Source organism: Serratia sp. YC16, assembly GCF_009707615.1.
In the GTDB taxonomy this organism is placed as follows: Bacteria; Pseudomonadota; Gammaproteobacteria; order Enterobacterales; family Enterobacteriaceae; genus Serratia; species Serratia surfactantfaciens.
The window spans coordinates 127,512-146,409 of sequence record NZ_WLYN01000003.1 but is presented as its reverse complement, the minus strand read 5'-3'; the positions used below and the strand labels follow the sequence as shown (position 1 = coordinate 146,409).

Annotated in this window: 14 protein-coding genes and 1 riboswitch; of the genes, 8 read left to right on the top strand and 6 right to left on the bottom strand. The window is 58.4% G+C overall.

Annotated elements, in window-relative coordinates:
* Nucleotides 1–4: 4 nt before the first annotated feature.
* Nucleotides 5–123, bottom strand: a riboswitch (TPP riboswitch).
* A 37-nt stretch (nt 124–160) separates the two neighbouring features.
* Entirely contained in the window at nt 161–1,822 is a 1,662-nt protein-coding gene (sgrR, locus tag GKN89_RS12565) for an HTH-type transcriptional regulator SgrR (protein WP_063918150.1), read from the bottom strand.
* 87 nt (nt 1,823–1,909) lie between these two features.
* On the opposite strand from sgrR, the gene sgrT reads away from it, so the two are divergent.
* From sgrT to GKN89_RS12550, 3 genes are all read left to right on the top strand, one after another.
* The gene (gene sgrT / locus GKN89_RS12560; RefSeq protein WP_019455054.1) at nt 1,910–2,086 is read left to right on the top strand and encodes a glucose uptake inhibitor SgrT; all 177 of its coding nucleotides are present in this window, start codon (nt 1,910–1,912) and stop codon (nt 2,084–2,086) included.
* A gap of 153 nt (nt 2,087–2,239) precedes the next feature.
* Nucleotides 2,240–3,436, top strand: coding sequence for a sugar efflux transporter (locus GKN89_RS12555; protein ID WP_019455055.1), 1,197 nt, complete (start codon nt 2,240–2,242; stop codon nt 3,434–3,436).
* A gap of 144 nt (nt 3,437–3,580) precedes the next feature.
* Nucleotides 3,581–5,053, top strand: coding sequence for a DASS family sodium-coupled anion symporter (locus tag GKN89_RS12550; RefSeq protein WP_154747114.1), 1,473 nt, complete (start codon nt 3,581–3,583; stop codon nt 5,051–5,053).
* 37 nt (nt 5,054–5,090) lie between these two features.
* Here GKN89_RS12550 and leuD read toward each other — a convergent pair whose 3' ends face one another.
* Genes leuD through leuA form a run of 4 tightly spaced genes read right to left on the bottom strand, consistent with a single transcriptional unit; the run spans nt 5,091 to nt 9,773 of the window.
* Nucleotides 5,091–5,693, bottom strand: coding sequence for a 3-isopropylmalate dehydratase small subunit (gene leuD, locus GKN89_RS12545; RefSeq protein WP_025159634.1), 603 nt, complete (start codon nt 5,691–5,693; stop codon nt 5,091–5,093).
* A 9-nt stretch (nt 5,694–5,702) separates the two neighbouring features.
* On the bottom strand, nt 5,703–7,103 hold the full coding sequence (leuC, locus tag GKN89_RS12540; RefSeq protein WP_044029698.1) for a 3-isopropylmalate dehydratase large subunit: 1,401 nt from the start codon (nt 7,101–7,103) through the stop codon (nt 5,703–5,705).
* Between the two features lies 1 nt (nt 7,104).
* On the bottom strand, nt 7,105–8,196 hold the full coding sequence (gene leuB / locus GKN89_RS12535) for a 3-isopropylmalate dehydrogenase (protein ID WP_154747113.1): 1,092 nt from the start codon (nt 8,194–8,196) through the stop codon (nt 7,105–7,107).
* Nucleotides 8,197–8,198: 2 nt separating this feature from the next.
* Nucleotides 8,199–9,773, bottom strand: a complete 1,575-nt coding sequence (gene leuA, locus GKN89_RS12530; RefSeq protein ID WP_004932820.1) for a 2-isopropylmalate synthase — start codon at nt 9,771–9,773, stop codon at nt 8,199–8,201.
* 871 nt (nt 9,774–10,644) lie between these two features.
* On the opposite strand from leuA, the gene leuO reads away from it, so the two are divergent.
* The 5 genes from leuO to cra all read left to right on the top strand — a co-directional run bounded on the left by leuO (nt 10,645) and on the right by cra (nt 17,617).
* Complete coding sequence (gene leuO / locus GKN89_RS12520; protein ID WP_154747112.1) at nt 10,645–11,592, top strand: transcriptional regulator LeuO; 948 nt, start codon at nt 10,645–10,647, stop codon at nt 11,590–11,592.
* A 465-nt stretch (nt 11,593–12,057) separates the two neighbouring features.
* Nucleotides 12,058–13,866, top strand: a complete 1,809-nt coding sequence (locus GKN89_RS12515; RefSeq protein ID WP_019455061.1) for a long-chain fatty acid--CoA ligase — start codon at nt 12,058–12,060, stop codon at nt 13,864–13,866.
* Nucleotides 13,867–14,182: 316 nt separating this feature from the next.
* On the top strand, nt 14,183–15,901 hold the full coding sequence (ilvI, locus tag GKN89_RS12510) for an acetolactate synthase 3 large subunit (RefSeq protein WP_154747111.1): 1,719 nt from the start codon (nt 14,183–14,185) through the stop codon (nt 15,899–15,901).
* 2 nt (nt 15,902–15,903) lie between these two features.
* The gene (ilvN, locus tag GKN89_RS12505; RefSeq protein WP_025159637.1) at nt 15,904–16,395 is read left to right on the top strand and encodes an acetolactate synthase small subunit; all 492 of its coding nucleotides are present in this window, start codon (nt 15,904–15,906) and stop codon (nt 16,393–16,395) included.
* Nucleotides 16,396–16,612: 217 nt separating this feature from the next.
* The gene (gene cra, locus GKN89_RS12500) at nt 16,613–17,617 is read left to right on the top strand and encodes a catabolite repressor/activator (RefSeq protein ID WP_004932801.1); all 1,005 of its coding nucleotides are present in this window, start codon (nt 16,613–16,615) and stop codon (nt 17,615–17,617) included.
* Nucleotides 17,618–17,657: 40 nt separating this feature from the next.
* On the opposite strand, the gene GKN89_RS12495 is transcribed toward cra, so the two are convergent.
* Nucleotides 17,658–18,098 (bottom strand): L-alanine exporter AlaE, encoded by a 441-nt coding sequence (locus tag GKN89_RS12495; RefSeq protein ID WP_019455064.1) that lies wholly within the window; start codon nt 18,096–18,098, stop codon nt 17,658–17,660.
* Nucleotides 18,099–18,898 lie beyond the last annotated feature (800 nt).

Here is an 18,898-nt window from a genome sequence, read left to right as displayed (position 1 = left end):
TCGCCGGTTCGCTGGGCTCAAATCCCTCCGCCGGTATTGACCGGATCAGGTTCGACGGGTGTGCTCTCAGCGGAAAATCGGGCGTGTGATACGCAGCGAATTTCCGCACCCCGTTGAGACGGCGCTATTGTAAAGATTAACCGGCCTTGACGAAAGGCGCTTATGCCTCCGGTGGGGCAAACCAGGCGGACTTGAAGTCGAACCAGCCGAGGGTGTTCATCCGCACGCCGCGCATGCTGCGCTGGCCGTGCAGCTGCAGCCAGTGGTGGAACAGCGGATGCAGTTGATGATCGCTGACCAGACGTTGGCAAAACTCCGCCAGCGGCAGGCGGTTGGCTCGCCACAGCGCGGCGTCCTGCGCCAGATCCTCGTTCATGCAGTGCTGCATCAGCGGCAGTTCATACAGTGTGGCGAACAGCGAAAACTCCAGCGGCAGATAGAAGTTGGCGCTGCCGAGCCACAGATCGCTGCGCGCGTCCCCCTGGTGCCAGGTGGCGTAGTCCACGCTTTGCACGATCAGGCGGATGCCGTGCTGCGCCAGCAGCGGCTCGATCGCCTGACGGATGGCGTGAAACTCCGAATGCTCATTGAAGTGGGTCATCGTCAGTTCGGTCAGACCCGGCGGCTTGGGCTGCTGCGCCAGCGCGCGGTTGTGGTGCCAGCGCGGCAGCAGGCCGTACGCCGGCGACCAGTAGCGCTGATAGAGCGGCCCGGCGTGGCTCAGCAGCGAAATGGGATTGATCAATTCGCACAGCCAGCTGCGAATGGCGGGATCGGCCGCCAATGGGGAGCGCCGATCGAACAGCAGGAAATAACAGCCCTCTTCCAGCCGGCTTTCCAGTTCATTGTTGGCGGTTTCATCGCCCTGCAGCTGTACGCCTGAGTGCACCAGCTCTTCGGAGAATTCCGGCAGCACCCAGATATTCACCTCATCGATCAGCGCCCGGTAGCCGAAATAGTCGTCGAAGGCGTGGATCTTCATCTGGCTGGGGAGATTGCGCACCACGCGGTATGGGCCGGTGCCGATCGGATGGCGGGCGAAGTCCGGCAGCTCGCGCCATTCGCGCGGCAGGATCATGGCGTGTACGCTGCCTAATAGCCAGGGCAGCCAGTGATCGGCGCTGCGCAGATGCACGTCGACAACGAACGGCGTCGGCGAGGTGACGCTTTCGATATGCGAGAACAGCGGTTGCGAGGTCAGACGCGAAAGCGAACTGATGACGTCCGCCATCTCCAGCTCGCGGCCGTGATGAAAATGGATCGCCGGGCGCAGGTAAAACCGCCAGTGCAGCGGCGTCAGCATTTGCCAATGGTGGGACAGGTCGGACTCCAGTTCCCCGTTTTCCTCATTTATGCGCGTCAGGCCGTTGAAGATCTGGCGCGCCAAATGGGTCTCCGAACGCCGCAGCGCCGAGCCGGGCAGCAGGTTGTACAGCTGCCGGTAGTAGAGCACCCGCAGGATGTGTTTCCCCTGGCGGAAGCTGCGCCCCAGCTGCGACAGCAGCATCTGGCGTACCACGTCTTTGTCGCCTACCAGTTGCACCAACTGATCGATGCGATCCTGCTCCAGGAGCTCCTCGGCCCGCTGTTGCTGCAGCGCCAGGCCGGTGTAATGGAAGGTGAGACGCGAACGTTTGCCGCGCCCCGATTCCGCCTGCCAGGTGAGCCAACCCTCCCGTTGCATGGCGCTCAGCAGGGAGCGCACATGCCGCCGCGAGCAGCTGAGCGCCTCTGCCAGCGCCTGCAGCGTGGTGTCGGTGGTTTCGCCGTGGCAGCGCTGCCACAGACGGATGAACTGCTGCTGCAATCTGGACGTGGACATAAAAGAGGAACACTCCCGCCTCAAGTCGTCAATTTTTCTTTCCCTATATTACGCCGATAATTTTCATCAATGAAAGGGGAGGGCGTAATGATGAAAGCTTTCTTATCCAAACAGTTCTATCAGCGCTATTTCCGCGCGGTGCGCCGTCAGCATGCCGACTGGCTGAGCGTGGTGCCCGAACAGGCGCGGCTGGCGATGCTGGCGCACCTGACGCAATGGGACATCAAAGAGATGACCGACAAGCAGTACCGCGAGCACCTGTAGGGGCTGCGGTGACAAGTTTCTGAGTAATGGTGCTGTTTCACCAGCCAGTGGGGCGACCCACTGGTTTTTTTATGCCTGGTCAGGGCGATGCGCTTGCATTTTTCTCGCCGTGGCCTAAGGTTTCACTTTCGTTTTGAGGTCAGGGAAGACGATATGCAACGCCTGAGCCGGCTGACACTGCGCATCAACCCCATCTTTGCCGCATTCCTGCTGATCGCTTTTCTTTCCGGCATCGCCGGCGCGTTGCTGACGCCGACGCTCAGCCTGTTTCTGACCACCGAGGTGAAAGTGCGGCCGTTGTGGGTCGGGCTGTTTTATACCGCCAATGCGGTGGCCGGCATCCTGGTCAGCTTCCTGCTGGCCAAGCGCTCCGACACCCGCGGCGATCGACGCCGATTGATCCTGCTGTGCTGCCTGATGGCGGTCGGCAACTGTCTGTTGTTCGCTTTCAATCGCGATTATCTGACGCTGATCACCGCCGGGGTGTTGCTGTCGGCGATCGCCAACACCGGCATGCCGCAGATTTTCGCGTTGGCGCGTGAATACGCCGACAGCGAGGCGCGTGAAGTGGCGATGTTCAGTTCGGTCATGCGTGCCCAGCTTTCGCTGGCGTGGGTGATTGGCCCGCCGCTGTCGTTTGCGTTGGCGCTGAATTATGGGTTCACCGTGATGTTTCTGATCGCCGCCGCCACCTTCGTGATTTGCGCGCTGCTGGTGTGGTTCACGTTGCCATCGGTGCCGCGCGCGGCGGAGCGCAATGAGCTGCATGGCGGTGCCTCTGCGCCGATCGCGCCCGCCGGCGCCTGGCGCAATCGCGACGTGCGGCTGCTGTTCATCGCTTCGATGCTGATGTGGACCTGCAACACCCTGTACATCATCGACATGCCGCTGTATATCACCGCCGATCTCGGGCTGCCGGAAGGGCTGGCCGGCGTGTTGATGGGCACCGCCGCCGGGTTGGAAATCCCGGCGATGCTGCTGGCTGGTTACTACGTCAAGCGCTTCGGCAAACGCAATATGATGCTGTTGGCGGTGACGGCGGGCGTGCTGTTCTACCTTGGGCTGACGATGTTGGCGACCAAGCCGGCGCTGCTCGCTCTGCAGCTGCTCAACGCGGTGTTTATCGGCATTGTCGCCGGTATCGGCATGCTCTATTTTCAAGATTTGATGCCGGGCCGACCGGGCGTCGCCACCACGCTGTTCACCAACAGCATCTCCACCGGGGTGATCCTGGCCGGGGTGCTGCAGGGCGCACTGGTGGAGAACCTCGGTCACTACTCGGTGTACTGGCTGGCGGCGCTGCTGGCGCTGGCGGCGCTCTGGATGAGCGCCAAAGTGCGTGAAGTGTGAGGTCAAACGGCGGCATTCTTGATGCAAGTCATTGAGAATGCTAAACCGGACGCCCAAGCTGAAGGCATATGGAGCGCGATCGTTGCGTCCACGCCCGTCTCGCTATTGAGACGCCGCCTCGTTGTTTAGAACAGTGGGAACGTTATGGATAAACTCACACCGCTCAAACCGCTTCCTTCCCTGTGCGCGCTCGCCGCCACGCTGATCATCTGGTTCCTCATTCCCGTCCCCGAAGGCGTTGCGCCCAACGCCTGGCAGCTGCTGGCGCTGTTTATCGGTACCATCATCGCCATCATAGGCAAGGCGATGCCGATCGGTGCGGTCTCGGTGATCGCCATCGCTCTGGTGGCGGTGACCGGCGTCACCAACCCCGGCAAGCCGGGCGCGGCGCTGGACGACGCCCTCAGCGGCTTCTCCAACCAGCTGATCTGGCTGATCGGCTTTTCGATCATGATCTCCCTCAGCCTGAACAAAACCGGACTGGGCGCGCGCATCGGCTACTATTTCATCTCGCTGTTCGGCAAGAAAACGCTGGGCATCGCCTACGCGCTGACGCTGGCGGAAACCACGCTGGCGCCGGTGACGCCGAGCAATACCGCGCGCGGCGGCGGCATCATTCACCCGATCATGAAGTCGATCGCCGACAGCTTCGGCTCTAAACCCGAACTTAATACCTCCGGCAAGATTGGCCGCTATCTGTCGCTGGTGAACTACAACATCAACCCGGTCACCTCGGCGATGTTTATCACCGCCACGGCGCCTAACCCGCTGATCGTCAGCCTGATCGCCAAGGGCACCCACGGTAACTTCGAGCTGTCCTGGTCGATGTGGGCGGTCGCCGCCCTGGTGCCGGGGCTGTGTTCGCTGATCGTGATGCCGCTGGTTATTTACCTGCTGTATCCGCCCGAGGTGAAAAGTACGCCGGACGCGCCGCGCTTCGCGCGCGAAAAACTGCAGACGCTGGGGCCGGTGACGCTGCCAGAAAAAATCACCCTCGGGGTGTTCGCGCTGCTGCTGGTGCTATGGGCCGGCATCCCGGCGATGATCTTCGGCCCGGCGTTGGCGGTTAATCCCACCACGGCGGCGCTGATCGGCCTGGCGGTGCTGCTGGCCACCGGGGTGCTGAGCTGGGAAGACGTGCTGAAACATAAAGGTGCCTGGGATACCGTGGTGTGGTTCTCGGCGCTGGTGATGATGGCCAGTTTCCTCGGCAAGCTGGGGCTAATAGGCTGGTTGTCGCAAACCGTGGGCAACGGCATCGACCATATGGGCATGAGTTGGGTGGGTGGCACGATCTTGCTGACCATTATCTATTTGTATTCTCACTATTTCTTCGCCAGCACCACCGCGCACGTGACGGCGATGTTCGCCGCCTTCTTCGCCGCCGGCATCGCGCTCGGGGCGCCGCCGGCGTTGCTGGGCCTGATCCTGGCGTTCTCTTCTTCGCTGATGATGTCGCTGACCCATTACGGCACCGGCACCGCGCCGATCATCTTCGGCTCCGGCTATGTGACGCTGGGGGAGTGGTGGAAAGCAGGATGGGTGATGAGCGTGGTTAACCTGCTGATCTGGATGCTGATCGGCGGGGCATGGTGGAAACTGCTGGGCTACTGGTGAGGAAAAAATTCACCCGCCGGGCGGCGGGTGAAAGGGATCAGTTCAGAAACGCCGGCTGTTGCGCTTCGTAGCGGGAGATGTCCGCTTCGTGCTGTAGCGTCAGGCCGATGCTGTCCAGTCCGTTGATCATGCAGTGGCGGCGGAAGCTGTCGATTTCGAACGGATAGCTTTTGCCGCCGGCGTTGACCGTCTGGTTCTCCAGATCCACCACGAACTCTGTTCCCTCGTTGGCGTCCACCAGTTTGAACAGCTCGTCCACCTGCTGCTCGCTCAGCGTCACCGGCAACAGCTGGTTGTTGAACGAGTTGCCGTAGAAGATATCGGCGAAGCTCGGCGCGATCACCACTTTGAAACCGTAGTCGGTCAGCGCCCAGGGGGCGTGTTCGCGCGAGGAGCCGCAGCCGAAGTTTTCGCGCGCCAACAGGATGCTGGCGCCTTTATAGCGCGGTTTGTTCAGCACGAACTCCGGGTTCGGTTGCTGGCCGGCGTCGTCGAGGAAGCGCCAGTCGTTGAACAGGTGCTGGCCGAAACCGGTGCGGGTGACCTTCTGTAAAAACTGCTTGGGAATAATGGCGTCGGTGTCGACGTTGGCCGCATCCAAAGGCACCACTAAGCCGGTATGTTGAGTAAATTTAGCCACGTTAGCCCCTTAGTGAATATCACGGATGTCGGCGAAGTGACCGGCGACGGCGGCCGCGGCGGCCATCGCCGGGCTGACCAGGTGGGTGCGCCCACCGCGGCCCTGACGCCCTTCAAAGTTACGGTTGCTGGTGGATGCGCAGCGCTCGCCCGGATTCAGGCGGTCGTTGTTCATCGCCAGGCACATCGAGCAACCCGGCAAACGCCATTCGAAACCGGCTTCGATAAAGATTTTGTCCAACCCTTCGGCTTCCGCCTGGGCCTTCACCGGGCCGGAGCCAGGCACTACGATGGCCTGCACGCCGCTGGCGACCTTGCGCCCCTTGGCGATAGCCGCCGCCGCGCGCAGATCTTCGATGCGTGAGTTGGTGCAGGAGCCGATGAACACTTTGTCGATCGGCACCTCGGTCAATTTGATGCCCGGTTTCAAATCCATGTAGGCCAACGCTTTCTCGGCGGAGGCGCGCTCGACCGGATCGCTGAACGATTCCGGCGCCGGGATCGCCTGATTGACGGCGATCACCTGGCCGGGGTTGGTGCCCCAGGTGACCTGCGGCGCGATCTCTTCGGCGTGCAGCGTCACTACGGTATCGAATTGGGCGTCGGCGTCGGACTTCAGCGTGCGCCAGTAAGCGACCGCCTGCTCCCAGTTTTCGCCGGTTGGCGCAAACTGGCGCCCCTTCAGGTAGGCGAAGGTGGTGTCGTCCGGCGCCACTAATCCGGCTTTGGCGCCCATTTCGATCGCCATGTTGCACAGGGTCATGCGGCCTTCCATGCTCAACGCTTCGATCGCCTTGCCACAGAATTCCACCACGTGGCCGGTGCCGCCGGCGCTGCCGGTTTTGCCGATCACCGCCAGCACGATGTCTTTGGCGGTAATGCCCTCGGCGGCGTCGCCGGTCACTTCAATCTTCATGGTTTTGGCGCGGCCCTGCTTCAGGGTCTGGGTCGCCAGCACATGCTCTACTTCCGAGGTGCCGATGCCGAACGCCAGAGAGCCGAAAGCGCCGTGGGTGGCGGTGTGCGAGTCGCCGCAGACGATGGTCATGCCCGGCAGCGTCATGCCTTGTTCAGGCCCAATCACGTGCACGATGCCCTGGAACGGGTGGTTCAGGTCATACAGCGAAACGCCGAATTCCGCGCAGTTCTTGATCAGCTCCTGCATCTGGATACGCGCCATTTCGCCGCTGGCGTTGATGTCTTTGGTCTGGGTCGACACGTTGTGATCCATGGTGGCGAAGGTTTTGCCGGGCTGGCGTACCTTGCGGCCCATGGCGCGCAGGCCGTCGAACGCCTGCGGCGAGGTGACTTCGTGCACCAGGTGCCGGTCGATATACAGCAACGGCGTTTCGTTCGGCGCTTCGTGCACCACGTGGGCGTCGTACAGCTTCTGGTATAAGGTCTTGGCCATGTTATGCCCCCTGAGCTACAAAGCGAGCGATGATGTCGCCCATTTCATCGGTGCTGACGGCTTTGCCGTCACCGGCCAGATCGGCGGTGCGGTAGCCCTGTTCCAACGCCTGGTTGATGGCGCGTTCTACGGCGTCGGCCGCTTCATCGGCGTCCAGGCTGTAACGCAGCAGCAGGGTGGCGGACAGGATTTGCGCAATCGGGTTGGCGATGCCTTTGCCTGCAATATCCGGCGCGGAACCGCCCGCCGGTTCGTACAGGCCGAAACCTTGTTCGTTCAGGCTGGCGGATGGCAGCATGCCCATCGAGCCGGTGATCATCGCGCATTCGTCGGACAGGATGTCGCCGAACAGGTTGGAGCACAGCAGCACGTCGAACTGGGACGGATCTTTGATCAGCTGCATGGTGGCGTTGTCGATATACATGTGCGACAGCGACACGTCCGGGTAATCCTTGGCGACCTGATTGACTACTTCACGCCACAGGATGGAGCTTTGCAGCACGTTGGCCTTATCGATCGACGTCACCTTGTGGCGACGCTTGCGGGCGGACTCGAAGGCGATGCGCGCGATGCGCTCAATCTCGAAACGGTGGTACACCTCGGTGTCGAAGGCGCGCTCCTGCATGCCCTGGCCTTCACGGCCCTTCGGCTGGCCGAAGTAGATGCCGCCGGTCAATTCGCGCACGCACAGAATGTCGAAGCCGCGGGCGGCGATGTCGGCGCGCAGCGGGCAGAACGCCTCCAGCCCTTGATACAGGCGCGCCGGGCGCAGGTTGCTGAACAGTTTGAAGTGTTTGCGCAGCGGCAACAGCGCGCCGCGTTCCGGTTGCTCGGCCGGCGGCAGATGTTCCCATTTCGGGCCGCCCACCGAGCCGAACAGGATGGCGTCGGCCTGCTCGCAGCCGGCGACGGTCGCCGCCGGCAACGGGCTGCCGTGGCGATCGATGGCGATACCGCCGACGTCGTACTCGGCGGTGGTGATGCGAATGTCAAAGCGTTGACGCACTGCGTCCAACACTTTGCGCGCCTGAGCCATTACTTCCGGGCCGATGCCGTCTCCGGGCAAGACGGCAATGTGATAAGTCTTCGTCATGTTCACACCGTTTCCTGATTATTTTGATGTTTGTTTTGCTGCAGGCGCTGCTTTTCTTTTTCTACCTGCTGTGAGCGCCAAATATTGTTCAACACGTGCACCATCGCCTTGGCGGAGGATTCGACGATGTCGGTCGCCAACCCCACGCCGTGGAAGCGGCGGCCATTGTAAGAGACCACGATATCCACCTGGCCCAGCGCGTCGCGGCCATGGCCTTTGGCGGTCAACTGGTACTTCACCAGCTCGATCGGGTAGTCGGTGATGCGATTGATCGCCTGATAGACCGCATCGACCGGGCCGTTGCCGGTGGCGGCTTCGGCTTTCTCTTCGCCGCCGCAGATCAGTTTCACCGAGGCGGTGGCCATGATGCTGCTGCCGGATTGCACGCTGAAGTAACCCAGGCTGAAGTGCTCAGGCTCTTCCTGTTGTTTGTTGATGAAGGCCAAGGCCTCCAGATCGTAGTCGAACACCTGGCCCTTTTTGTCGGCCAGCTTCAGGAAGGCGGCGTACAGGGTATCCAGGTTGTAATCCTGCTCCTGGTAGCCCATCTCTTCCATGCGGTGCTTCACCGCCGCGCGGCCGGAGCGGGAGGTCAGGTTCAACTGCACATCCTTCAGGCCGATCGACTGCGGGGTCATGATTTCGTAGTTTTCGCGGTTCTTCAGCACGCCGTCCTGGTGAATGCCGGAGGAGTGGGCGAAGGCGTTGGAGCCGACGATCGCCTTGTTGGCCGGGATCGGCATGTTGCACAGCTGGCTGACGATCTGACTGGTGCGGAAAATTTCCTGGTGATTGATGTTGGTGTGCACATTCATGATGTCCTGGCGCACTTTAATCGCCATGATCACTTCTTCCAGCGAACAGTTGCCGGCGCGTTCACCAATGCCGTTCAGGGTGCCTTCCACCTGGCGGGCACCGGCCTGCACTGCGGCGATGGAGTTGCCGACCGCCATGCCCAAATCGTCGTGGCAGTGCACGGAGATGATGGCTTTGTCGATGTTCGGCACGCGGTCATACAGGGTAGTGATGATGCCGCCGAACTGGTTCGGGGTGGTGTAACCGACGGTGTCCGGGATATTGATGGTGGTGGCGCCGGCGTTGATGGCGGCTTCAACCACGCGACACAGATTGTCGATCGGCGTGCGGCCGGCGTCTTCACAGGAGAATTCCACGTCGTCGGTGTAGTTGCGGGCGCGTTTTACCGAGCGCACCGCCATCTCCAGCACTTCGTCGAATGAGCGTTTCAGCTTCGATTCGATGTGCAGGGTTGAGGTCGCCAGGAATACGTGGATACGGAAAGCTTCGGCGACGCGCAGCGCTTCGGCGGCCACGTCGATGTCTTTGTCCACGCAGCGGGCCAGGCCGCAGACACGACTGTTTTTGATTTGGCGAGCGATGGTTTGCACCGATTCGAAGTCGCCCGGTGAAGAGACCGGGAAGCCGACTTCCATCACGTCTACGCCCATTCTTTCCAGCGCCAGCGCAATCTGAATCTTCTCTTTTACGCTCAGGCTGGCCTGCAGCGCCTGCTCGCCATCACGCAGCGTGGTATCGAAAATAATGACTTGTTGGCTCATCGGTGCATTCCTTATCGTGTTGATTTCACGCTAAGCGGGCAAAAAAAAACCCGCGCAGTAGCGCGGGTTTCTTATGGGTGATCGGCTGAGTCAGCTCCGAACGTCGTCCACAGGCATACCGCGCAAGCAAGATGCGTTGAGTAGTAGGCCTAGTAGACGGTGAGTACGGATCATAATGGTTCAGCTTCTCTTAAATTGGGTGTCTGCCTAATTTGATACGTGATTGGTCTGGCGATGTCAACACCTGATTGAATGCGGGGACAATGCGCCGGTTAATCTGCCGGACAGAGGATCCTTCGGCAAAAAAGCAGTGCGCCAGAGAAAAAACGAAGGGCAGTTTGCGCGTTGCTTAGCATAAACGAATCGAATATATACTGCACTAATTGCTTCTGGATTTCGTTGAGTTAAAATTCATGATGAAAAAATAAGCGGGTTAATCACGGAGGGCAATAAAATAACATTTTTAATACAAATGGTTTGCGTTGAATTCATATGATTAATTGATTGTTTTGGCCTTAAAATAACAAAATAATGCGATTTAACACAAAGTGAGCGATGTTTTTAGATGGTTTGATGGCTTGCGATGTGTTTTTATAGTTTGTCTCACACGGCACGGTTACGTTGTTTAATTGTATTAATCATTGTTGATACCTAATTATTAGTACCACCCAGGTAGCATTCTTCCTCTGGCGGTAGAAGCTGCTGACATGCATTCCATATACGACTTATATCGTGTCGGTAACACGAGGTTTTTTATCGGCTGATGGCGGTAATGGCAGGATTTTTCGTGCAAAGATAAGACAATGCGGAGTTTCATTGTTTGTCGAGCATAAGGATTAGATTATCTACACAGGATTTAGTGGAGTGAAATATGGCTGAATATGATTCAGAAATCGCCATGGTCAAAGAGCCGGCGGACATCCATTTGCGCAGTGTCGATCTTAATTTGCTGACGGTGTTTGACGCCGTAATGCAAATGCAAAATATTACGCGAGCCGCTAATTCGTTAGGCATGTCGCAGCCGGCGGTGAGCAACGCGGTGGCGCGCCTGAAGGTGATGTTCAACGACGAGCTGTTCGTGCGCTGCGGGCGCGGGATCCAGCCCACCATGCGGGCCAGGCAGCTGTTTGGCCCGGTGCGGCAAGCCCTGCAGCTGGTACAGAATGAGCTGCCGGGCGCAGAGTTTGAGCCGTTGACCAGCACGCGGGCGTTCTCGCTGTCTTTGTGCAGTCCGCTTGATTTGCGTCTGGGGGCCGGGATAATCAATCACGTCAAACAGATCGCGCCGCAGCTTAATCTGCAAGTAAAGTCATATATTAACAATAATATTGAACACCAATTACGCTATCAGGATGTTGAATTTGTCATTGGCTACAGCCGTTTCGAATCGGCGGAGTTCCGCAGCCTGGCGATGTTCGACGACGAATTAGTGCTGGTGGCCGCGCAGGCGCACCCGAGAATGGGAGAAGAGACGACGTCGGAACTCATGCTGGCCGAACAGCATGCCGCAGTTTCCCTGGAAAGTTTTGGATCGTTCAGTAAACCTTTTTATTCCGAGGAGCCGATGCTGCGCGCCGTGACGCAACAGTGCACCGATCTCTATAGCGTACTGAATATGGTGTCGCAAACGGACATGGTGGCGATTGCGCCCGCCTGGTTGGTGCGGCAACAGACGGAAACGTTGAAAATAAAGGCGGTTCCTTTATGCGGCAATGACAATAAAGCCACTTGCTATCTTTCCTGGCATGAATCTTCCGAACGGGATAAAGGGCACCAGTGGATGAAATCTGTTCTGATTGAGGCGGGAAGCCAAAAGTAACGCGATAAAAAACCGGGATTATATAAAGATAATATTTAACCGAGCGATTTTTCTCATGATGAAAACTAAGAACTATCTGTGTTTTTATTAAGATGTTTCTTGGTTTTACGGCGATTAAATAACTTATTTTCAGGGTGAGTTGGTTCGTTTGCCAAAAATAATTAATATAAATTTATATTCTGATTTTGTCTTTCCGACTGGAATTTTAAACTAATCTGATGCGGCGGTCCGAATGGACCGCATTTTATCGGCATCACCCCCTCTTTTCCCCGCCGTTTTGTCCTGGCGATGAAAGCGACGAAGTTAGCCCGTGTTTTAGCTCACACTTCTACGCTGAAATCGCTTTTCCCTCTGTCTGAGAGTAGGTAGACTGCGCAGAAAAAAGTAAACACGTGTAAGCTGAGATGAGAACCGCAAGGCGTCGTTCTGGCTTAACTGTTTGATTCATTTCAGGCTTAGAGCACTATGATCAATAATCTGCTGCAATACCATTTGATCCATCGTATACAGCATCAAATTACCCACCGCGCGGATCGCACAGCGTTTCGCCAATGGTCGCCCAACGGTGAGCTTCAACTGACCTGGGGAGAGGCCGCTGCCCGTATTGATCGCATTGCCGCTGGGCTGCTGGCCCTGGGGGCCGAAGTGCAAGAGCGCATCGGCATTTTCGCCAACAACACCATGGCCTGGTCGCTGGCCGATCTCGCGATCCTGCATCTGCGCGGCGTCAGCGTACCGCTCTATTCCACCAATACGCCGGCGCAGGCGGCGTTCGTCATCAATGACGCCGACATCCGCATCCTGTTCGTCGGCGAGCAGGCGCAGCTGGATGCCGCCATCGCGTTGCGCGGCGTCTGCCCGCAGCTGAGTCATATCATCGTGTTCGACGAGGGCGCCGATCTGCGTGGCTGCGAGATCGCACAACATCTGAGCGCCTTCGAGCGCGCTGCCGATCCGGCGGCTTTTACCGCTCAACGTCAGCAGCGCATTGAAGAGTGCGACCTGCAGGATCTCTTTACCCTGATCTATACCTCGGGCACCACCGGCGAACCGAAAGGGGTCATGCTGGACTACCGCAACCTGGCGGCGCAGCTCTACCTGCATGATGAACGACTGACGGTCGGCGAAGAGGATGTGTCGCTCAGCTTCCTGCCGCTGTCGCACGTATTCGAGCGAGCCTGGAGCTTCTTTGTCATGCATTCCGGCGCGCAGAACGTCTTCCTGCCGAACACCGACTGGGTGCGGGAAGCGATGGGCCAGGTGCGCCCGACGCTGATGTGCGCGGTGCCGCGATTCTACGAGAAGATTTTCAGCGCGGTGCATGAGAAAGTGGCGCGCGCCCCTTGGCTGCGCCGCGCGCTGTTCCACTGGGCGATCGTCTGCGGCGAACGCAAGTTCCTGCAGGAGCGCGCCGGCAAACCGTTGGGCAAACTGTTCGAACTCTCCCACCGCTGGGCCGACAAGCTGGTGTTGAGCAAGCTGCGCGGCATTCTCGGCGGCCGGGTGCGCTTCTTGCCGGCAGCGGGTGCCAAACTGGATGACAATGTGATCCTGTTTTTCCAGGCGATGGGCGTCAACATCAAGTACGGCTACGGCATGACCGAAACCTGTGCGACCGTGTCTTGCTGGGAAGAGGGGCATTTTCGCTTCGGCTCTATCGGCAAGCCGCTGCCGGAGGTTGAGGTGCGCATCGGCGAGGAAAATGAAATCCAGGTGCGCGGGCCGATCGTGATGCGCGGCTATTTCAACAAGCCGTTGGAAACCGCCGCGACCTTTACCCAAGACGGCTGGCTGAAAACCGGCGACGCCGGGGCGATCGATGAAGAGGGCAATCTGTTCATCACCGAGCGCCTGAAGGATTTGATGAAAACCTCCGGCGGTAAATATATCGCGCCGCAGATGCTGGAAGGCACGCTGGCGCAAGATCGCTTTATCGAGCAGGTGGCGATCATCGCCGATGCGCGCAAGTTCGTTTCCGCGCTGATCGTACCGTGCTTTGAGTCGCTGGAAGAGTACGCGAAGTCAGTCAACCTGAAATACCAGGATCGCCTGGAGCTGCTGCGCAACGGTGAGATCCTTGAGATGTTCGAGAAGCGCCTGCGCGAGATGCAAAAGGAGCTGGCGCGTTTCGAGCAGGTGAAGAAGTTCACTTTGCTGCCGGCGGCCTTTTCCATGGAGCTGGGAGAGCTGACGCCAACGCTTAAGCTGCGTCGCAAAGTGATCCTGCAGCGCTATCAGAGCGAAATCGACTCGATGTACCGGGAACAGGCCTGAGGCCGATGCCGGGCCGCCAGCCCGGCGAAAAAAACGACATATTCTTCGCCTGATTTAGTTCTGTAATTTCCCCTCTGTTCGAAACAATGCCTAGCCTGACAACCCCAGGGCTAGCGCATTGTTTTTATAAAGCCACGATCTCCAGCCGCTTGGCAATAACCCCGCTGCGGTTAAGCCATTTTGCCGTTTGCCTGCCCCATATTCTGACGTTATGTTAATTCGATAGCGACAACCCATAAAAATTTTGGGGCATTGCCCCGCAGCAGGCGCTACGTTCCAGCGCCAGAGAAGAATAAGCAAGCCTGGAGGCAAACCCATGGAGATGTTGTCAGGAGCCGAGATGGTCGTCCGATCGTTGATCGATCAGGGCGTTAAACATGTATTCGGCTACCCCGGCGGGGCGGTGCTCGATATCTACGACGCCCTGCATACGGTCGGCGGAATCGATCATATTCTGGTGCGTCACGAGCAAGGGGCGGTGCACATGGCCGACGGCTACGCGCGCGCCACCGGCGAGGTGGGCGTGGTGCTGGTGACGTCCGGCCCGGGCGCCACCAACGCCATTACCGGCATCGCCACCGCCTATATGGATTCTATCCCGATGGTGGTGCTGTCAGGGCAAGTGCCCAGCTCGCTGATTGGCTACGACGCCTTCCAGGAGTGCGATATGGTGGGCATTTCACGGCCGGTGGTGAAACACAGCTTCCTGGTGAAACGCACCGAAGACATCCCGGCGGTGTTGAAGAAGGCATTTTACCTGGCTTCCAGCGGCCGGCCCGGCCCGGTGGTGATCGATCTGCCGAAAGACATCGTCGGCCCGGCGGTGCGGATGCCTTATGCCTACCCGCAGGACGTGATCATGCGTTCCTACAACCCGACGGTGCAGGGCCACCGCGGGCAGATCAAACGTGCGTTGCAAACCATTCTGGCGGCCAAAAAGCCGGTGATGTATGTCGGCGGCGGCGCGATTAACGCCGGTTGCGAAGCCGAACTGCTGTCGTTGGCGGAGCAATTGAATCTGCCGGTGACCAGCAGCCTGATGGGGTTGGGGGCCTTCCCCGGCACTCATCGTCAGAGCATCGGCATGCTTGGCATGCACGGTACCTATGAAGCCAATAAAACCATGCACCATGCCGATGTGATCTTCGCCGTCGGCGTGCGTTTCGACGATCGCACCACCAATAATCTCGCCAAATACTGCCCGGATGCCACCGTGCTGCATATCGATATCGATCCGACCTCGATCTCCAAAACGGTGGATGCCGATATCCCGATCGTTGGCGACGCCAAACAGGTGTTGGTGCAGATGCTGGAGCTGTTGGCGCAGGATGACAAGGCGCAGGATCACGATGCGCTGCGCGACTGGTGGCAGTCTATCGAACAGTGGCGTGCCCGCGACTGTTTGGGGTACGACAAAAACAGCGGCACCATCAAGCCGCAGGCGGTGATCGAAACCCTGCATCGTCTGACCAAAGGCGACGCCTATGTGACCTCGGACGTGGGGCAGCACCAGATGTTCGCCGCGCTTTATTATCCGTTCGATAAACCGCGCCGTTGGATCAACTCCGGCGGCCTCGGCACCATGGGCTTCGGCCTGCCGGCGGCATTGGGCGTCAAGCTGGCGCTGCCGGAGGAAACCGTGGTGTGCGTTACCGGCGACGGCAGCATCCAGATGAACATTCAGGAGCTGTCCACCGCGCTGCAATATAACCTGCCGGTGGTGGTGGTGAACCTCAACAACCGTTATCTGGGCATGGTGAAGCAGTGGCAGGACATGATTTATTCCGGCCGCCACTCGCAGTCTTACATGGATTCGCTGCCGGACTTCGTCAAGCTGGCCGAGGCCTATGGCCATGTCGGCATCGCCATTCGCACGCCGGATGAGCTGGAAAGCAAGCTGGCGCAGGCGCTGGCGGAAAAAGAGCGGCTGGTGTTCGTCGACGTGACCGTCGATGAAACCGAACATGTTTACCCGATGCAGATCCGCGGCGGAAGCATGGACGAAATGTGGCTTAGCAAAACGGAGAGGACCTGATCATGCGCCGTATTTTATCTGTCTTGCTGGAAAACGAATCCGGCGCCTTGTCGCGCGTGGTCGGGCTGTTCTCCCAGCGCGGTTATAACATCGAAAGCCTGACGGTGGCGCCGACCGACGATCCGACGCTGTCGCGCATGACGATCCAGACCGTCGGCGACGAGAAAGTGCTGGAGCAGATCGAGAAGCAATTGCACAAGCTGGTGGACGTGCTGCGCGTCAGCGAGCTGGTGCAGGGCGCTCACGTCGAGCGCGAGATCATGCTGGTGAAGCTGCAGGCCAGCGGCTATGGCCGTGAAGAGGTGAAACGCTGTGCCGACATCTTCCGCGGGCAGATCGTCGATGTGACGGCAACGCTGTACACGGTGCAATTGGCCGGCACCAGCGACAAACTGGACGCCTTCCTGAGTGCGGTGCGTGACGTGGCGGAAATCGTGGAAGTGGCGCGCTCCGGCGTGGTCGGCGTGTCGCGCGGCGACAAAATCATGCGCTGAGCGCGGTCTGCTGGCGAATAATCGGGGCGCGGCGTGGCTGCGCCCTTTGTTTTTCGGTATTTTTTGCCCGATTGCTGGCACCTTTCGGCAAAAGCGGTTGCTAGGCAGTGTTTTCTGCTGTTAGATCGCAGAGGCTGGATTGAATAACCGCACGGGATGTCATGGTTAATCCGAGCACAGCCTTCACTTCTATTTTCAGCGTCATTAAGGGGTTAATGTGAAACTGGATGAAATCGCGCGTCTCGCGGGCGTTTCGCGCACGACGGCCAGTTACGTCATCAACGGCAAGGCGAAGCAGTATCGTGTCAGCGATAAAACCGTCGAGAAAGTGATGGCCGTGGTCAGGGAGCATAACTATCACCCGAATGCCGTCGCGGCGGGGCTGCGCGCCGGGCGTACCCGTTCTATCGGTCTGGTGATCCCGGATCTGGAAAACACCAGCTATACCCGTATCGCCAACTACCTGGAGCGTCAGGCGCGCCAGCGCGGTTACCAATTGCTGATCGCCTGTTCCGAAGATCAGCCGGACAACGAAATGCGCTGCATTGAACACCTGCTGCAGCGCCAGGTGGACGCCATCATCGTTTCCACCGCGTTACCGCCGGAGCACCCTTTCTACCAACGCTGGGCCAACGATCCGTTGCCGATCATCGCGCTGGACCGCGCGTTGGATCGCGAGCATTTCATCAGCGTCGTGGGCGCCGATCAGGAAGACGCCTTTGCGCTGGCGCAAGAGCTGCGCACCTTCCCGGCGGAATCGGTGCTGTATCTGGGCGCCTTGCCGGAGCTATCGGTCAGCTTCCTGCGTGAGCAGGGCTTCCGCCAGGCCTGGCAAGAGGACCCCCGCCACGTCGATTATCTGTACGCCAACAGCTACGAGCGTGAAGCCGCCGGGGCGCTGTTTGCCGAATGGCTGAAAACTCATCCGATGCCGCAGGCGTTGTTCACCACCTCGTTCTCTTTGCTGCAGGGCGTGATGGACGTGACGTTGAAGCAACGCGGCCGTTTGCCGACCGATCTGGCGATCGCCACCTTCGGCGATCATGAACTGTTGGATTTCCTCGAGTGCCCGGTGCTTGCGGTGGCGCAGCGCCATCGCGACGTGGCCGAGCGCGTGCTGGAGCTGGTGCTGGCCAGCCTGGACGAACCGCGTAAACCTAAACCGGGGCTGACGCGCATTCGTCGCAATCTGTTCCGCCGCGGCAGCCTGAGCCGTAAATAGTTTGCCGTCGAGCAGGGGCCCGCATGACCGGGCTCCTGTCTTAGACGTAACCCGTCACCCGAAACAGCCGCCGGCAATACTCCAGGAAGTAGCCATACACCACACCCATCGCCATGGAGACCAGCGCATTGCTGGTTACTGCCGCCAGCATTTGCTGGCCGTCGGCACCGACGCTCCACAGAATGGCGGCATAAACCGGCGACTGAAAGCTGACATAGGCCAGCAAATCGGCGAGATTGCGCAGCAGGAACTGGCCGCGCGGGCTGCGGCGCGCCGTGCGAATAAACAGATCGCGATAACGGCCGTAAGGCCAGGCGATCAGGATGTTGACCGGGATCGACAGCAGGCGGGAAGAGAGGGATTGCTGGAAGCTCATGCCGGAGATCAACACCTCGATCGCCATGCCGGCGATAAAGCAGTACACCACCAACGCGAACGTATCGGCGGCGGCGCTGCGCCAGTGGGCGGCGGGCGAAAGCATGAGTGGCTCCTTTTGTTGGTTAAAATACTGTTAAATTGTTATTTTTTGGTTGTTAATTCTTGGTTTTTGCTTTTTTAGTAGTTTACTAATCTGCATTGTGTTTTTTAACTAGTTTTATATTTTTATTTTTAACATTTGTTCGGTTTTTGTCCCGCAGAACCGGGTGGCAGGATGGGGCGGAGAGATTAAAATCGGTGTTTTTGAATAAATTCATTAAAAACATAGTGTTGTGTTTTTTTTTGGCCAGGTGGGGATTTTTTCCGGAAAAAATTGTGGAAATAAAGGTGTAAGAAAATGAAACCATAATTGTAAACAGGTATTTTGGGAATAATCTTACCAAATTGATTTAAATAGAAATTGCTTCTGCTCGTAATATCCGAGCCATTTATTTTTGTCGCGGCCTCATCATTGGTGCGCGAATTGAAGTAAAATAGCGCGCGGTTTGACGGTGAATAACGATTGAGCGTTATTAACTCAAGGAGTTATGGCCTTATTCCGCGAACGGTTCGCCAAACGCCGAGCCTTGGCGGGCGCGGCTCGCCAGCGGTTACAGCCCTGAGATTGCCGAGCTGAAAAATGAGACATGGCTTGCAGAAGGAAGTAATGAGTTAATTAATCGCCAGTTCGTCAGGTTTTTAATCAGATTCTTTCCGCTTAGAAAATTCTCTCCGTTTATCATGGTGTTAATTTTTAATCGTCGAATAATCAGAGTTTCTTTCGCGAGTCAGCTCCCAAAATGACCAGAGAAATATTGCCAAAGCGCTGCCGCTCTGGCTTGACAAGGTTTTCATACCCTCCGT

Excerpts from the sequence above, each read along its gene's own strand:
- GKN89_RS12550 (WP_154747114.1), top strand. The coding sequence starts at position 3,581 with ATGGATAAACTCACACCGCTCAAACCGCTTCCTTCCCTGTGCGCGCTC.
- leuB (WP_154747113.1), bottom strand. The coding sequence starts at position 8,196 with ATGACGAAGACTTATCACATTGCCGTCTTGCCCGGAGACGGCATCGGC.
- sgrR (WP_063918150.1), bottom strand. The coding sequence starts at position 1,822 with ATGTCCACGTCCAGATTGCAGCAGCAGTTCATCCGTCTGTGGCAGCGC.
- GKN89_RS12555 (WP_019455055.1), top strand. The coding sequence starts at position 2,240 with ATGCAACGCCTGAGCCGGCTGACACTGCGCATCAACCCCATCTTTGCC.
- GKN89_RS12515 (WP_019455061.1), top strand. The coding sequence starts at position 12,058 with ATGATCAATAATCTGCTGCAATACCATTTGATCCATCGTATACAGCAT.
- ilvI (WP_154747111.1), top strand. The coding sequence starts at position 14,183 with ATGGAGATGTTGTCAGGAGCCGAGATGGTCGTCCGATCGTTGATCGAT.
- leuA (WP_004932820.1), bottom strand. The coding sequence starts at position 9,773 with ATGAGCCAACAAGTCATTATTTTCGATACCACGCTGCGTGATGGCGAG.
- leuC (WP_044029698.1), bottom strand. The coding sequence starts at position 7,103 with ATGGCCAAGACCTTATACCAGAAGCTGTACGACGCCCACGTGGTGCAC.
- ilvN (WP_025159637.1), top strand. The coding sequence starts at position 15,904 with ATGCGCCGTATTTTATCTGTCTTGCTGGAAAACGAATCCGGCGCCTTG.
- leuO (WP_154747112.1), top strand. The coding sequence starts at position 10,645 with ATGGCTGAATATGATTCAGAAATCGCCATGGTCAAAGAGCCGGCGGAC.
- GKN89_RS12495 (WP_019455064.1), bottom strand. The coding sequence starts at position 18,098 with ATGCTTTCGCCCGCCGCCCACTGGCGCAGCGCCGCCGCCGATACGTTC.
- sgrT (WP_019455054.1), top strand. The coding sequence starts at position 1,910 with ATGATGAAAGCTTTCTTATCCAAACAGTTCTATCAGCGCTATTTCCGC.